10 protein-coding genes are annotated in these 15,385 nt (G+C 62.3%); 8 read left to right on the top strand and 2 right to left on the bottom strand.

What is annotated here, in order from left to right; translation table 11 throughout:
* Nucleotides 1-9: 9 nt before the first annotated feature.
* On the top strand, nt 10-1,239 hold the full coding sequence (locus tag HU731_RS04700) for an acyl-CoA dehydrogenase (protein WP_032896588.1): 1,230 nt from the start codon (nt 10-12) through the stop codon (nt 1,237-1,239).
* A gap of 130 nt (nt 1,240-1,369) precedes the next feature.
* Here HU731_RS04700 and HU731_RS04695 read toward each other — a convergent pair whose 3' ends face one another.
* Both HU731_RS04695 and xthA read right to left on the bottom strand, forming a co-directional pair.
* On the bottom strand, nt 1,370-2,701 hold the full coding sequence (locus HU731_RS04695) for a substrate-binding domain-containing protein (protein ID WP_186608674.1): 1,332 nt from the start codon (nt 2,699-2,701) through the stop codon (nt 1,370-1,372).
* Nucleotides 2,702-3,307: 606 nt separating this feature from the next.
* Nucleotides 3,308-4,120 carry an exodeoxyribonuclease III gene (gene xthA / locus HU731_RS04690; protein ID WP_047711179.1) on the bottom strand — a complete coding sequence of 271 codons (813 nt, stop codon included), beginning with the start codon at nt 4,118-4,120 and terminating at the stop codon, nt 3,308-3,310.
* A 167-nt stretch (nt 4,121-4,287) separates the two neighbouring features.
* Here xthA and HU731_RS04685 point away from each other — a divergent pair, with 167 nt between their 5' ends.
* From HU731_RS04685 to HU731_RS04655, 7 genes are all read left to right on the top strand, one after another.
* Complete coding sequence (locus HU731_RS04685) at nt 4,288-4,932, top strand: GNAT family N-acetyltransferase (protein WP_186609478.1); 645 nt, start codon at nt 4,288-4,290, stop codon at nt 4,930-4,932.
* 64 nt (nt 4,933-4,996) lie between these two features.
* Nucleotides 4,997-6,724 carry an autotransporter assembly complex protein TamA gene (locus HU731_RS04680; RefSeq protein WP_186609476.1) on the top strand — a complete coding sequence of 576 codons (1,728 nt, stop codon included), beginning with the start codon at nt 4,997-4,999 and terminating at the stop codon, nt 6,722-6,724.
* A complete protein-coding gene (locus tag HU731_RS04675; RefSeq protein WP_186609474.1) occupies nt 6,724-10,410 on the top strand; it encodes a translocation/assembly module TamB domain-containing protein in 3,687 nt (1,228 codons plus the stop codon). The genes HU731_RS04680 and HU731_RS04675 overlap by 1 nt, the downstream gene beginning before the upstream one ends.
* Before the next feature lie 250 nt (nt 10,411-10,660).
* The gene (locus HU731_RS04670; RefSeq protein WP_032896609.1) at nt 10,661-11,134 is read left to right on the top strand and encodes a MarR family winged helix-turn-helix transcriptional regulator; all 474 of its coding nucleotides are present in this window, start codon (nt 10,661-10,663) and stop codon (nt 11,132-11,134) included.
* Entirely contained in the window at nt 11,131-12,582 is a 1,452-nt protein-coding gene (locus tag HU731_RS04665) for an efflux transporter outer membrane subunit (protein ID WP_186609472.1), read from the top strand. The genes HU731_RS04670 and HU731_RS04665 overlap by 4 nt, the downstream gene beginning before the upstream one ends.
* A gap of 15 nt (nt 12,583-12,597) precedes the next feature.
* A complete protein-coding gene (locus tag HU731_RS04660) occupies nt 12,598-13,797 on the top strand; it encodes an HlyD family secretion protein (RefSeq protein WP_003192180.1) in 1,200 nt (399 codons plus the stop codon).
* Nucleotides 13,797-15,326 (top strand): DHA2 family efflux MFS transporter permease subunit, encoded by a 1,530-nt coding sequence (locus HU731_RS04655; protein ID WP_186609470.1) that lies wholly within the window; start codon nt 13,797-13,799, stop codon nt 15,324-15,326. Before HU731_RS04660 ends, HU731_RS04655 begins: the two co-directional genes overlap by 1 nt.
* The last annotated feature ends 59 nt before the right edge of the window (nt 15,327-15,385 follow it).

Genomic DNA, 15,385 nt, shown 5'->3' with positions numbered 1-15,385 from the left:
GAGCTGCTCATGGATTTCGCCTATTCGCCCAAGGTTCAGGAACTGCGTGAACGCGTCACTGCGTTCATGGACGCTTATGTCTACCCGGCCGAACCGGTGTTTGAACGCCAAGTCAGCGAAGGTGATCGCTGGCAGCCCACGGCAATCATGGAAGAACTCAAGGCCAAGGCGAAGGCCGAGGGCTTGTGGAACCTGTTCCTGCCGGAATCCGAGTTGGGCGCCGGCCTGAGCAACCTTGAATACGCACCCTTGGCGGAAATCATGGGCCGCTCGTTGCTCGGCCCGGAGCCATTCAACTGCTCAGCCCCAGACACCGGCAATATGGAAGTACTGGTGCGTTACGCCAACGAAGAGCAGAAACAGCGCTGGCTCGAACCCCTGCTGCGCGGCGAGATTCGCTCGGCCTTTGCCATGACCGAACCGGATGTGGCGTCCTCGGACGCCACCAACATGGCCGCCCGCGCCGAACGCCAGGGCGACGAGTGGGTGATCAACGGTAAGAAGTGGTGGACCTCCGGCGCCTGCGACCCGCGCTGCAAGATCCTGATCTTCATGGGCCTGAGCAACCCCGATGCGCCGCGTCACCAGCAGCACTCGATGATTTTGGTGCCGGTCGATACCCCTGGCGTGAAAATCCTGCGGCCGCTGCCGGTATTCGGCTACGACGATGCGCCCCACGGCCATGCCGAAGTGCTGTTCGATAATGTGCGTGTGCCGTATGAAAACGTATTGCTGGGCGAGGGTCGTGGCTTCGAGATCGCCCAGGGCCGCCTTGGCCCAGGCCGTATCCACCACTGCATGCGCTCGATCGGCATGGCTGAACGGGCATTGGAGTTGATGTGCAAACGCTCGGTCAGTCGTACCGCGTTCGGCAAGCCTTTGGCGCGGTTGGGCGGCAATATCGACAAGATCGCCGACTCACGCATGGAAATTGACATGGCTCGCCTGCTGACCTTGAAGGCGGCGTACATGATGGACACCGTGGGCAACAAAGTGGCGAAAAGCGAAATCGCCCAGATCAAGGTAGTGGCGCCGAATGTGGCCTTGAAGGTCATCGACCGCGCGATCCAGATGCACGGCGGCGCCGGGGTCTCCAACGATTTTCCGCTGGCCTATATGTACGCCATGCAACGCACCCTGCGCCTGGCCGACGGCCCGGACGAAGTGCACCGCGCGGCGATTGGCAAGTTTGAGATTGGCAAATATGTGCCGCGGGAATTGATGCGCGGCGGGCAGTAACACCGCGTCGCCTGTATTCGCGAGCAAGCCCGCTCCCACACTTGACCGATTTCCAACATGAGAATGCGGTCCAGTGTGTGAGCGGGCTTGCTCGCGAAGAGGCCAGTATCAACAACACAACACTCAAGCCTCAGTACACCCAAACCTCCACCCGCCGATTCTTGATCCGCCCCTCATCCGCCGTATTGGCCGCCACCGGCATCTGCGCGCCAAACCCACGAATATCCTTGAGCACCACACCGCTCTTGACCAGCTCCCGGCGCACTGCCATCGCCCGCAACTTCGACAACAAGGCCGCACGTTGCGGATCATTCTTGGTATCGCCAAACCCCACCAGCGTCACTTTTTTATCCAGCTTGCCGTGGCTATTTATATAAGCCACCACCCGCTGCACATCCTGGCGTGCCTTGTTGTCGAGGCTGGCGCTGCCCTCATCGAAGCGAAAATTCACTGTCAGGCGCTGAGCGTCACGGGCGATGGCTTGGTAGTCGTCGGGCATCGACGGGCGCGGCGTCACGCTAATTGCTTGTACCTGCTGGGCGATAAAGCCATTGGCCGCCACCATCGCCTGGCCCTTGCTGCTTTGGGTAAACTCCACCAACGCCTTGGCCCACGGGTTGCGGGAAGAGGGCGGCAAGTAGAAGAACAGCCGGCGTGACAGCGGGTAATCTTCGGTGGCGATCAGGCTGGTCAGCGGCAACATGGGTTGCGAGTCGCCATCGATAATCGCCACCGCCTTGGCCTGGCGCACAGAGGGCAGGCCGATAAAGCCGATGCCTTGCGGGTCCTGGCTCACCGCATCGGACAGTTGTTCGCTGGATTCAAAGCGCTTGGCCGACGGCGCGAGTGGTTGGCCCCGGCGGCTCAGCACCAGTTCCCGGAAGGTGTCGAAGGTGCCGGATTGATCATCCCGGGCATATAAATGAATGGTCCCGCCCGTACCGCCGAGTGCCTCCCAGGTGCTGACTTCGCCGTTGAAGATCTGCGCCAATTGTTCGGTGTTCAGGGTGCTGAGTGGGTTACGCGGGTTGACGATGATTGCCAGGCCATCGATGGCGATCACATGCTCAGCGCCTGGGCTTTTCAAGTCACCTAAGGGGGCGAGGTCCATCAGCTCGCTGTCTTTGATCGAGCGGGACGCTGCGGCGAGGTCGGCGCGGTTGTTTTTCAGTGCCGCGAAGCCGGTGCTGGAACCGTGGGCCGCCACCTCGATGGTGACTGTCTGGCCTCGGCGTGTCTTGCCGACCACGCGTTGTTCATTGGCCCCCGCACCCGCTTCAGCGTGTACGTCCTGCAAGCCCTGATGCTCCATCAAACCCTTGACCAGCGCCGGGCCGAGTGCCGCGCCGATGGTGTTGGAACCCTGGATGCGCAGGGCCGGGCCTTGGTCGGGAATGGGCAACGGGGTCGCCACGGCGGGGAGGGCGATTGCAAAACACAGGAATAGAACGCGCAGCATCATGCCGGCACCTTCTTAGGCCAAAGGGAGTGCCGCAAGATTAAGTCAGTTGGATTGCAGCCATATGACTGACACAACACGATTCAAGCTATGGGAGCTGGCTTGCCTGCGATGACGGCCTCCCAGCCGGCATCTATCCACCTGACACCCCACCATCCAACTGTGGGAGCGGGCTTGCTCGCGAAGGCGGCTTGGCAGTCAACACAGTTGGATGGTGTACATATCCATTGCTGCGGTAACGGCCACTTAGGGTTCCGCCCTGACGGCGGCTCACTTTTGAAAAGCGCAAAAGTAAGCAAAACGCTCTTGCCCCACCACTCGGCACCTCGCTTAGGCTCGGTGTGCCCGAACACAGGCTTGAATCCGTGGGCCGCCGCCACGCGCCATCCATGGCGCGGGGCGGCTAACCCGGCGTCCTGCCGGGTTACCCACGAATTCAAGCCTGCGTTCGGCCAGCGTGGTTTAACGGGGCGCCTAAGATCAAAAGCAGATCAAGATCAAGAGCGGCTCGCTTCGCATCGTGGTTACCGTTGGTTGCTACAGCCTGTAAGGTTGTGTTGATGCGTAAGGCAATCGCAGGCAAGCCAGCTCCCACATTGGGCCGTAGGGTCAGCTCAGTTCCAGCCAGATCGGCGCATGGTCCGAAGGTTTCTCCAACCCGCGCAAATCGTAATCCACCCCGGCATCCTTGACCCGTGGCACCAAACCAGTGGAGGCCATTATCACGTCAATGCGCAGCCCACGCTTGGGCTCGTCCTCAAACCCACGGCTGCGGTAATCGAACCAGCTGAAGCGGTCGGTCACGTCCGGGTTGAGGTGGCGGAAGCTGTCCACCAGGCCCCAGTTCTTCAGGCGCTCCATCCACTCGCGTTCTTCCGGCAGGAAGCTGCACTTGCCGGTTTTCAGCCAGCGCTTGGCGTTGTCGGCGCCGATGCCGATGTCGCAGTCTTGCGGGGAAATGTTCACGTCGCCCATCACCACCAGTGCCTGGTCGTTGCTGAACTGGGTTTCCAGCAGGTGCTGCAAGTCTGCATAGAAGCGCTGCTTGGCCGGGAACTTGGTTGGGTGGTCGCGGCTTTCGCCCTGGGGGAAGTAGCCGTTCATGATGGTCACCGGCTGGCCGTTTTCATCGGCGAAGGTGCCCCAGATAAACCGGCGCTGGGCGTCTTCTTCATCGCTGGCAAAGCCTTTGTGCACGCTCAACGCTTCTTTGCGCGAGAGCAGGGCCACGCCGTAGTGGCCTTTCTGCCCGTGGTAGTACACGTGGTAACCCAGGGCCTGCACTTCGGCCAATGGGAACTGATCGTCGTGGACCTTGGTTTCCTGCAGGCCGATCACGTCCGGTTGATGCTTTTCAATCAGCGCCGCCAACTGATGAGGGCGAGCACGCAGCCCGTTGATATTGAAGGAGACGATTTTCATGGTCGGCAGTCCAGTCTGGCAAAAGGGCGATGCTAGCCGACAAGTCGGACGGGTGCCAGCGTGGCGGTAGGGTGAATGCGCTGCTAATGTGGGAACGACTGGTGCTGTGTAGGTTCGTACCCATAAGAACGCCATCTTTTTCAGTGGCGCCCAGGGAGATTGACTGTATGCCTGAAACTTCGACTGCCGAAATCCGTCTGCTCAATAGCGGTTACTCCCGTGAAGCGCGATCCTTGCTGTACCAGGCGTATCGCCATGAGCCGACCTTCGCCTACATCTTCGAAGCCGAGCGGCCGGGCTATGAACAGCGAGTACGTGCCACCGTGCGCGAACTGGTCAAGCAGCATTTCTTCCAGAAACTCCCGGCCATCGGCCTGTTCGTCAATGACCGGCTGATCGGCATCGCCTTGATCGCACCGCCCCAGCGGCGCCTGGGCATCACCGAAAGTTGGGCCTGGCAAATCCGTATGTGGCTGAGCACTGGCGTGCGCGGTACGCGGCGCTATCTGGAATACCATCATGCCGTCATGGCATGCCTGCCCAACGCATCTGTGCATGTGCTGCCGCTGCTGGGCATTCACCCGCAGTTCCAGGGCAAGCACCATGGTGAGCAGTTGCTGGAAGCGGTACACAATTGGTGTGCCGACGACCCGCATTCATCCGGCGTGGTGCTCGACACTGGCAACTCCCGCTATCTGGATTTCTACAAGCGCCAGGGCTATGAGGAAATCGGCGAAGTCGCCGTAGGGCCGGTGCGCGAGCATGTGTTTTACCATCCCAATCCCCAGGCGTTACATCCTGCAACGGCTTAGCGCAGAATTATTCAGACTAATCCGGGTTCAAAGTTCCTCCCTCGCTCGTGTAGCATCCGCGCCTATGAAGTTTCCAGGAAGATTTACCAGCGGCTTGATTCTGCTGTTCACAAGCTGCGGCGCCTTGGCGCAAAGCGAACTGGACGTGCGGATCAAACCCTCAAACGACGCGCTGAAAGCCAACATCGAAGGCTATATCGGCGGGGTGGGCGATCGTGATGAAGAAGCCTTGCTGCGGTTCAGCCGTGGTGCCGAGGAGCAGGCGCGCAAAGCCGCGCAGGCCCTGGGCTACTATCAGCCACAGATCGCCAGCGATGTGAAGGGCGGCAAGAACCCGCGCCTGACCCTCACCATCGACCCCGGCGAACCGGTGCATTTGCGCAACGTGACCCTGCGAGTCGATGGCCCGGCTGCGAGCCTCAAGGCGTTTCGCTTGCCCGCCAGCGACGACCTCAAATCCGGCGCCGTGCTCAACCACGGCCATTACGAAGACGCCAAGCGCCTGATCCAGAACCAGGCCTCGCGCTACGGCTTTTTCAGCGGGCGCTTCACCAGCCAGAAACTTGCCGTAGACCCTCAAGCGGGCGTGGCCGACATCGAGCTGATTTACGACAGCGGCCCGCGCTACAGCATGGGCAAGGTCAGCTTTACCGGCGACACGCCCTTTGATGAAGAGCTGTTGCAGCGCATGGTGCCGTTCAAGCCCGGCACGCCCTATGACTCCGAACTGGTCGCCGAACTCAACCAGAACCTGCAAGCCAGCGGTTTTTTTGAAGGCGTGCGCGTGGATGCCAGCCCCACCGCCGCCACCGATGACGTGATCCCGGTGGCGGTGCAACTGGACACTCGCAAGCCGCGCACCATGGGCCTGGGCCTGGGTTATTCCACCGACGTCGGCCCACGGGGCAAAGCCAACTGGACGCGCCATTGGGTCAACCCCCAGGGCCACAGTTATGGCTGGGAAGCCGAACTGTCGGCGCCACGGCAGAACGTCGGGCTGTGGTACGACATCCCGCTGGACCCGCCGCTCACCGACAAACTGCGCTTTGCCGGTGGCTACCAGAATGAAGAGATCGCCAACACCGATACCTTGAGTAAGTTGCTCACCATCGGCCCTGAATGGCACAGCAAGTTGCCCAGTGGCTGGACGCGGGTGATCTCCCTCAAGTACCAGCGCGAGGAATACCGCCTGGGGAATGACTCGGGCCTGAGTAACCTGCTGATGCCAGGCGTGAGTTATTCCTACCTGCGCAGTGATAACCGCATCGACCCGCACCATGGTTACCGCCTGATGTTCGACACCAAGGTCGCGAAAGAGGGCCTGGGGTCCGACACCAACCTGCTTTACGGCACGGCGACCATCAAGGGCCTGACCACCGTGTGGGATAACCACCGCTTCCTGGGCCGTGCGCAATTTGGCGGCAGTGCCACCAATGGCTACAAATCCGTGCCGCCTTCCTTGCGCTTCTTTGCCGGTGGCGATCAGAGCGTGCGCGGCTACGAGTACCAGACCCTGTCGCCCGAGAACGATCGCGGCGACCGCATCGGTGGCCGCTACATGGTGGCCTTGAGCGCTGAGTATCAATACTCCATCACCGATAAATGGCGCATCGCGACCTTCATCGACCAGGGCAACTCCTTCAACAACCTGGACTTGCCCAGCCTGAAAACCGGTGTGGGCGTCGGCGTGCGCTGGGTGTCGCCGGTGGGGCCGATTCGCCTCGACCTGGCCCATGCCCTCGAAGATCCGGGCGGCGTTCGCTTGCACTTTTCCATGGGGCCTGAGCTGTGATGCGTGGTTTGAAAATAGCGGGGCTGGCGCTGGTCGCTATCCTCGTTTTGCTGTTAGTGGTGCTGTGGTCGGTGCTCGGTACCCAGGCGGGCAGTCGCTGGGCCCTAAGCCAGGTGCCAGGTTTGAGCGTGGAAAATTTCCAGGGGCGTCTGGGCGGGCAGTGGCGCGCCGACCATCTGCTGTGGCAACAGGATGGCAGTCGCGTCGAGCTGAATGCGCCGATTTTTGACTGGTCGCCCGGCTGCCTGCTGCGCATGACCCTGTGCATCAACCGACTGGATGTGGAACAGGTCAGCCTGGCATTCGCCCCCAGTGCCGAAGAAAGCGACAGCGGGCCGATTCAACTGCCCGACCTGAAGCTGCCGGTTGCCCTGCAGTTGGGCGATGTGCGCATCGGCAGCCTGCTGTTCAACGGCAGTGAAGAACTCAAGGGCCTGCAATTGGCCGCACACTGGACCGCCGCCGGCTTGCAGATCGACTCGGTGCACCTGCAGCGCGACGATCTGGTACTGGACCTCGCCGGCCTGCTGCAACCCACCGGCGACTGGCCGCTGAATGCCACCGGCAACCTGAGCTTGCCCTACGCCCCAGGCGGGGCCCCCTGGACGGTCGCGCTCAAGATCGACGGCGACCTGCTCAAGACCCTCAAGCTCGACGCCGACAGCAGCGGCTACCTGCCGGCCAAGCTCACTGGCGAGCTGCAACCCCTGGTGGAACACCTGCCGGCGCAGTTGCACATCACCTCCGAGTCGTTCAAACCCAGCGCAGACCTGCCCGATACCTTGCAACTCAACCAACTGGACCTGAGCGCCAAAGGCGACCTGAACAGTGGCTACCAGTTGCTGGGCAAGGCCGTGCTCCCGGCCGAAAAAGGCCCGGTGGACTTACTGCTCAAGGGCAAGGTTGACGCCAAGGGCGCGCAGATTGCCGGCCTGGACCTGACGGCCGGCGACAAGCAAAGCCTCACGCTCAGTGCCAACCTGGACTGGCAACAAGGCTTCAGTGCGGACGCCAAGATCGACTGGCTGGACTTCCCCTGGCATCGCCTCTATCCGGTCATCGACGAACCGCAAGTGGCCTTGCGCACCTTCAACGGTGAAATCTCCTATAAAGACGGCAACTACCTGGGCAATCTCAAGGCTGACCTCGACGGCCCGGCGGGCAAGTTCAATGTGGTCACGCCGTTCAGTGGCGACCTCAAGCAGCTCTTCCTGCCTGAGCTGAAACTGAGTGCCGGCCAAGGCAAGGCCGAAGGCCACCTGAACCTGCAATTTGCCGACGGCATTGCCTGGGACACCGCCCTGGATCTGTCAGCGCTGAACCCCGCCTACTGGGTCGCGGAGCTGCCCGGCACCCTGGCCGGACCGCTGCGCAGCAAAGGCGAGTTCAAAAATGAACAGCTCAAGCTCAACGCCGACCTGGACCTCAAGGGCCGCCTGCGTGGCCAAACCGCCGTGCTCGCGGCCAAGGCCGAAGGCGCCGGCGAACAATGGACCCTCGCCAACCTGGACATCCGTCTGGGCGACAACCGCATCAACGGCAGCGGCAGCCTGCAACAGCGCCTGGCCGGGCAGATCGACATCAAGCTGGCGCGCCTGGCCCAGCTCTGGCCGCAACTGCGCGGGCAAGTCAACGGGCGTGTCGAGGTGGCTGGCACCTTGCAAGCGCCTCAAGGCAAGCTCGACCTCAAGGGCCAGCAACTGGCCTTTGCCGACAACCGCCTGCAAAGCCTCAACCTGGACGCCAACCTCGATAGCGCCCAACGCGCCAAGCTCGACCTCAAGGCCAGCGGCATTCAAAGCGGCGAGACGCAAGTTGGCAACCTCACCGCCAGCGCCCAGGGCGACATCAAGAACCAGAAGGTCCAACTGGCCCTGACTGGCCCGCTGGTCAAGTTGGCCCTGGCCTTGGACGGCAACCTCGACAAAGACAACTGGCGCGGGCGCCTGGCCAGTGGCGACGTGCAAGCCGGTGGCCAGGACTGGCGGCTGCAAGCCCCGGCGAAGATCGAACGCCTGGCCGATGGCAAGCTGACCTTTGGCGCACACTGCTGGGTCTCCGGCGGCGCCAGCCTGTGTGGCGAAGACCAGCGCCTGATGCCCGAGCCCAAGCTGCGCTACCACCTCAAGCAATTCCCCCTCGACAGCCTCGCGGCCTTCTTGCCCAAAGACTTCGCCTGGCAGGGCAGGCTCAACGCCGATGTGCAACTGGACCTGCCGCAGAGCGGCCCCAAAGGCGTGGTCGCGGTGGACGCCAGTGGCGGCACCTTGCGCGTGCGCGACAAGGGCCAGTGGCTGGATTTCCCCTACGACACCCTGAAACTGGAAACCACCCTCAACCCCAAGCGCATCGACACCCAGCTGAATTTCCGTGGCGGCAAACTCGGCGAGTTGTTGTTGCAGGCGCAGATCAACCCGCTGCCGAACAACAAGCCGATCACTGGCACCTTCAGCCTCGCCGGCCTGGACCTCTCCGTAGCGCGGCCCTTTGTGCCCATGGTGGAAAAACTCACCGGCAAGCTCAACGGCAACGGCCGCATCTCCGGCGGCTTGCTCGCGCCCCTGGTCAACGGCAACCTGAACCTGGTGGACGGTGAAGTCTCCGGGCCGGAACTGCCCATCAGCCTCGAAGGCCTGAACCTGCAGGCGCAGATCGCTGGCGAAAGCGTGCAGCTCAACGGCGGCTGGCACAGCGGCAAGGCTGGCCAGGGCAGCCTTACGGGCCAGATCGACTGGGGCCGCGCCCTGGTAGTCGACCTCAGCCTCAAAGGCTCGCAACTGCCGGTCACCGTTGAGCCCTACGCCAAGCTGGAAGTGGCGCCCGACCTGAAGATCAGCCTCAAGGACGACAAACTGGCGATTGCCGGCAAAGTCCACATCCCCCGTGGCGATATCACCGTGCGCGAGCTGCCGCCTTCGACCGTCAAGGTGTCCGACGACACGGTGATCATCGGCAGCCAGACCGAAGAGGGCAAACCGCCGATGGCCATGGCGATGGATATCGACGTGGAGGTAGGCGAAGACCAGCTCAACTTCGCCGGCTTCGGCCTCACCGCCAAGGTCCAGGGCCATGTGCACATCGGTGACAACATGGACACCCGCGGCGAGCTGTGGCTCAACGACGGCCGCTACCGCGCCTACGGCCAGCGCCTCAACGTGCGCCGTGCACGGCTGCTGTTTGCCGGGCCGCTGGACCAACCGTTCCTGGACATCGAAGCCGTGCGCGTGGTGATCGAATCGTCGCGCACCGTGACCGCTGGGATTCGCCTGAGCGGCAGCGCCGAACAGCCCACCACGCAAATCTTCTCCGAACCGGCCATGGCCCAGGAAGACGCGCTGTCGTATCTGGTGCTGGGCCGTTCGCGCACCAACACCGGCGAAGACAACAACATGCTCGCCGAAGCCGCCCTGGGCCTGGGCTTGATGGGCAGCGCCGGGGTGACCACGGATATCGCCAATAAGCTGGGGATTCAGGATTTTGATCTGGACACCCAGGGTACGGGTAACAGCACCGCCGTGGTGGCCAGCGGCAAGATCAACGAGAAGCTCAGCCTGCGTTACGGGGTCGGGGTGTTCGAGCCGGCTAACACCATTGCATTGCGCTACCTGCTGAGCAAGAAGGTGTACCTGGAGGTGGCGACGGGTGTGGCCAGTTCTCTGGATATCTTCTACAAGCGCGATTTCTAAGCCTTGCCGGGTCAAAAAATGTAGGAGCGAGCTTGCTCGCGAAAGACGTCAACGATAACCCGTGCATCCTGAATGCACGCGGCGCCCCTGAGTTTTTCGCGAGCAAGCTCGCACCTACAAAAGCCTTAACTGGATTCTCTCTAAGTTACTCAACTACCAAGCAACCTAACTATTCCATTTGACATTCGCTGCCTAAGCAGTAACATCTCGTCACACATTCACTGCCTAGGCAGTAATAAGGTGACTTTCGATGCCTCACTTCACCCCTGACAACTTCCACAACTGCCACCTCGGCCTGTTGCTGGGCCGCGCTGCGATTCTCAAGGACCGCATCATCGACACCCATATGGAACCCCACGGCATCACCGCCGCGCAGTTCAAGGTGTTGATCATCATGGCCCAGTTCGGCGTCGATACCCCGGCGGAGCTGTGCCGCAACCTGTCCCTGGACAGCGGCTCGATGACGCGCATGCTCGACCGGCTCGAGCAAAAAGATCTGCTCAGCCGCAAGCGTTCCGAGCTGGACCGGCGCCAGGTGCAGTTGGTGCTGACCGCCGAGGGCCAGCGCCTGGCGGATATGCTCCCGAACATCGGCGCCAAGGCCCTCAACCAGTTGGCCGGCGTGCTTGAGCCGGGCGAGCTGGAAACCTTGGAGCGGATCCTGAAGAAAATGCTGATCGCTGCGGGTGACCCCATCACGATCCAGCGGGTAGGTCGATCATGAACACACGCGCACTCAGCCTGGTGCTGGCGGCGATGACGTTGGCCGGTTGCGCCAATTACAGCGGCCTCGACACCCAGGGCCGGCGCCTCGACGCCAATACCTTGCAAACCGGCAAGTCCCTGAGCGGCGTGACGCTGTCGAGCGCCGCCTGGCCGGCCGCTGACTGGTGGAAAAGCCTGGGCGACCCACAGCTTGACGGCCTGATCCAGGAAGCCCTGCAAAACAGCCCCGACATGCAAGTCGCCGACGCCCGCGCCCACCAGGCCGAAGCCGCCGCCTATGCCGCTAACGCCGCCCGTATGCCGACGGTGGATGCCAGCGCCGGCGTGAGCCGTTCGCGCCTGGCCAAGGACCAGGACCCACGCGGGCAGGGCGATGCCTATTCGACGGTGCGTAACATCGGCGCCAGCTTCAACTACAACTTCGACCTCTGGGGCGGCCAGCGCGCCGCCTGGGAAGCCGCGTTGGGCGAGGCCCGTGCTGCCGAAGTCGACCAGCAGGCTGCGCGCCTGACCCTGGCTGCCAACGTGGCCAAGGCCTACAGCGACCTAGGCCAGGCCCATATCGTGCGTGACCTGGCCGTGGATGACCTCAAGCGTACCCGCCAGATGCTCGACCTGAGCAAGCGTCGCCTGAGTTCCGGTATCGACAGCGAATACCAGTACCAGCAGACCGAGAGCCTGGAAGCCAGCTCCCAGTCGCAACTGATTGACGCGGAAAAACAACTGCAAAGCGCCAAGATCGCGCTCGCGGTATTGCTGGGTAAAGGCCCGGACCGCGGTGACGAGTTGGTTCGCCCAGCGGTGCTCAAACCCAGCGCCGTTGCCGTGCCGGCGGTGTTGCCTGCCGAGCTGCTCGGCCGTCGCCCGGACCTGGTCGCCGCACGCTGGCGCGTAGAGGCCGCGAGCAAGAACATCGACGCCAGCAAGACCCGCTTCTACCCCAACCTCAACCTGAGCGCGAGCGCAGGTGCCGAGTCGTTGCTGGGCGATGCGATGTTCGGTTCGGCCAGCCGCTTTTTCAATATTGCGCCGACGATCTCATTGCCGATTTTTGACGGCGGTCGCCTGCGCGCCGACCTCGATGCCCGCGACGCTGACTACGACCTGGCCGTGGCCCAGTACAACAAAACCCTGGTGCAAGCCTTGGGTGATATCGGCTCCACCCTCTCGCAACTGCGCGACACCGGGCGGCAGATCCAGGCCCAGCAACACGCCGCCGACATCGCGCAACAGTCCTACGACACCGGGGTGCAACGCTACAGCTCCGGCATCGGTAACTACCTGGATGTGCTCAGCATCGAGCAGCAACTGCTACAGGCCCAGCGTCAGCTGGCCACCCTGAATGCGGCGCAGATCGACCTGTCGATTCAATTGATGCAGGCCCTGGGTGGCGGGTACCACGCCAACAGCGTGGCCGCGACCACCCCAGCTACACGCACGGAATAATTTGAGGTATTTGTCATGGCCACTGCCGACAGCAACAACGCAACCGAACAACCCAACGACACCAACCCGCGCAAACGCAAAGTGATGCTGATCGGCCTGGCGCTGATCGTCATCCTCAGTGTGGTGGGCGTGTGGGCCTGGTATGAGTTCTACGGGCGCTTCAATGAAAGCACCGATGACGCCTATGTGAACGGCAACGTGGTGGAAATCACCCCGCTGGTCACCGGCACCGTGGTCAGCATTGGCGCTGACGATGGCGACCTGGTGCACGAAGGCCAGGTGCTGATCAACTTCGACCCCAACGACGCCGCCGTCGGCCTGCAAAGTGCTCAGGCCAATCTGGCCCGCACCGTACGCCAAGTGCGCGGTTTGTACAGCAACGTCGATGGTATGAAAGCCCAGGTCAATGCGCAGAAAGCCGATGTGCAAACCGCCCAGGACAACTACAACCGCCGTAAGACCCTGGCCCAGGGCGGCGCGATTTCCCAGGAAGAACTGTCCCACGCCCGCGACAGCCTGACCGCCGCCAAGAACGCCTTGACCAACCTTGAGCAACAACTCAAAACCACCAACGCCCTGGTGGATGACACGGTGATTTCGTCCCATCCCGACGTGCAAGCGGCCGCCGCGCAACTGCGCCAGGCCTACCTGACCAATGCGCGCAGCACCTTGATCGCGCCGGTCACCGGCTATGTGGCCAAGCGCACCGTGCAACTGGGCCAGCGCGTGCAGCCGGGTACTGCGTTGATGGCGGTGATCCCGCTGGACCAGCTGTGGATCGATGCCAACTTCAAGGAAACCCAGCTGCGGGATATGCGCATCGGCCAGCCGGTGGATATCGAGTCGGACATCTACGGCAGCGACGTGAAGTACAGCGGCACCGTCGACAGCCTCGGCGCCGGCACGGGCAGCGCGTTCGCCTTGCTGCCCGCGCAGAACGCCACCGGCAACTGGATCAAGATCGTGCAGCGGGTACCGGTGCGTATCCACATCAACGCCGAAGAGTTGGCCAAGCACCCGCTGCGCGTGGGCTTGAGCACCGTGGTCAACGTCGACCTGCACGACCAGAGCGGCCCGGTGCTGGCGCAACAGGCGCCGCAAAAAGCCTCGTTCACCACCAACGTGTATGACCGCCAATTGGCCGAAGCCGATGCCATGATCAACCAGTTGATCCATGACAACAGCGTCGCCGCTCCCAAGGCTGCGCAACGCTGATGAGCAATAACGCCTCGTTCACGCCACCCAGCCTGTTGATGGCCACTATTGGCCTGTCGCTGGCGACCTTTATGCAGGTGCTCGACACCACCATCGCCAACGTGGCGTTGCCGACTATCTCCGGCAACCTGGGGGTGAGTTCGGAGCAGGGCACCTGGGTGATTACCTCGTTTGCGGTGAGCAACGCCATCGCCTTGCCGCTCACCGGTTGGTTGAGCCGGCGCTTTGGCGAGGTGAAGCTGTTTTTGTGGGCGACCCTGCTGTTTGTGCTGGCGTCGTTCCTGTGCGGTATCTCTACCTCGATGCCTGAGCTGATCGGCTTTCGCGTGCTGCAAGGCTTGGTCGCCGGGCCGTTGTACCCGATGACGCAGACGCTGTTGATTGCGGTCTATCCACCCGCCAAGCGCGGCATGGCCTTGGCGTTATTGGCGATGGTCACGGTGGTGGCGCCGATTGCAGGTCCCATCCTTGGTGGCTGGATCACCGACAGTTACAGCTGGCCGTGGATCTTTTTCATCAACGTACCCATCGGTATCTTTGCGGTGATGGTGGTGCGTGCGCAGCTGAAAAAACGCCCGGTGGTCACCAGCTACCAGCCGATGGACTACGTTGGGCTGCTGAGTCTGATCGTCGGGGTTGGCGCCTTGCAGATCATCCTCGACAAGGGCAATGACCTGGACTGGTTCGAGTCCAATTTCATCATCATTGGTGCGGCCATTTCGGTGATTGCCCTGGCGGTGTTCGTGATCTGGGAGATGACCGACAAGCACCCGGTGGTCAACCTGCGGCTGTTCGCGCACCGTAACTTCCGGATCGGCACCATTGTGTTGATCCTCGGTTATGCGGGCTTTTTCGGCATCAACCTGATCCTGCCGCAGTGGCTGCAAACCCAGATGGGCTACACCGCCACCTGGGCCGGGCTGGCGGTGGCGCCCATCGGCATTTTGCCGGTGCTGATGTCGCCCTTCGTGGGCAAGTACGCGCACAAGTTCGACCTGCGCCTGCTGGCGGGCCTGGCGTTCCTGGCGATTGGCTTGAGCTGCTTTATGCGCGCCGGTTTCACCAACGAAGTGGACTTCACCCATATCGCCTTGGTGCAGCTGTTCATGGGCATCGGCGTGGCGCTGTTCTTCATGCCGACCTTGAGCATCCTGATGTCCGACTTGCCGCCGCACCAGATTGCCGACGGCGCCGGGCTGGCGACCTTCCTGCGCACCTTGGGCGGCAGCTTTGCGGCCTCGCTGACCACCTGGATCTGGATCCGCCGGGCCGACCAGCACCATGCCTACATGAGCGAGAACATGACCGTCTACGACTCGACCACCCGCGATGCGTTGCAGGCGCTGGGCGGGGCAGGGCAGAAGGCCTATACCCAACTGGACCAGATCCTCACCAGCCAGGCATACATGATGTCCACCGTGGATTACTTCACGTTGCTGGGCTGGATGTTCATGGGCTTGATGTTGCTGGTGTGGCTGGCCAAACCGCCGTTTACGGCAAAGGCCGGGCCGGCGGCGTCGGGGCACTGATCATAAGGTCAGCGCGGTCCCTGTGGGAGCTGGCTTGTGTGGGAGCTGGCTTGCCTGCG

Source organism: Pseudomonas salmasensis (genome assembly GCF_014268375.2).
GTDB lineage: Bacteria > Pseudomonadota > Gammaproteobacteria > Pseudomonadales > Pseudomonadaceae > Aquipseudomonas > Aquipseudomonas salmasensis.
The sequence above is the reverse complement of the archived record's forward strand: the minus strand, read 5'-3'. Positions and strand labels throughout refer to the sequence as shown.

Coding starts and splice junctions, on each gene's coding strand:
- HU731_RS04700 (WP_032896588.1), top strand. CDS start 10: ATGGATTTCGCCTATTCGCCCAAGGTTCAGGAACTGCGTGAACGCGTC.
- HU731_RS04695 (WP_186608674.1), bottom strand. CDS start 2,701: ATGATGCTGCGCGTTCTATTCCTGTGTTTTGCAATCGCCCTCCCCGCC.
- xthA (WP_047711179.1), bottom strand. CDS start 4,120: ATGAAAATCGTCTCCTTCAATATCAACGGGCTGCGTGCTCGCCCTCAT.
- HU731_RS04685 (WP_186609478.1), top strand. CDS start 4,288: ATGCCTGAAACTTCGACTGCCGAAATCCGTCTGCTCAATAGCGGTTAC.
- HU731_RS04680 (WP_186609476.1), top strand. CDS start 4,997: ATGAAGTTTCCAGGAAGATTTACCAGCGGCTTGATTCTGCTGTTCACA.
- HU731_RS04675 (WP_186609474.1), top strand. CDS start 6,724: ATGCGTGGTTTGAAAATAGCGGGGCTGGCGCTGGTCGCTATCCTCGTT.
- HU731_RS04670 (WP_032896609.1), top strand. CDS start 10,661: ATGCCTCACTTCACCCCTGACAACTTCCACAACTGCCACCTCGGCCTG.
- HU731_RS04665 (WP_186609472.1), top strand. CDS start 11,131: ATGAACACACGCGCACTCAGCCTGGTGCTGGCGGCGATGACGTTGGCC.
- HU731_RS04660 (WP_003192180.1), top strand. CDS start 12,598: ATGGCCACTGCCGACAGCAACAACGCAACCGAACAACCCAACGACACC.
- HU731_RS04655 (WP_186609470.1), top strand. CDS start 13,797: ATGAGCAATAACGCCTCGTTCACGCCACCCAGCCTGTTGATGGCCACT.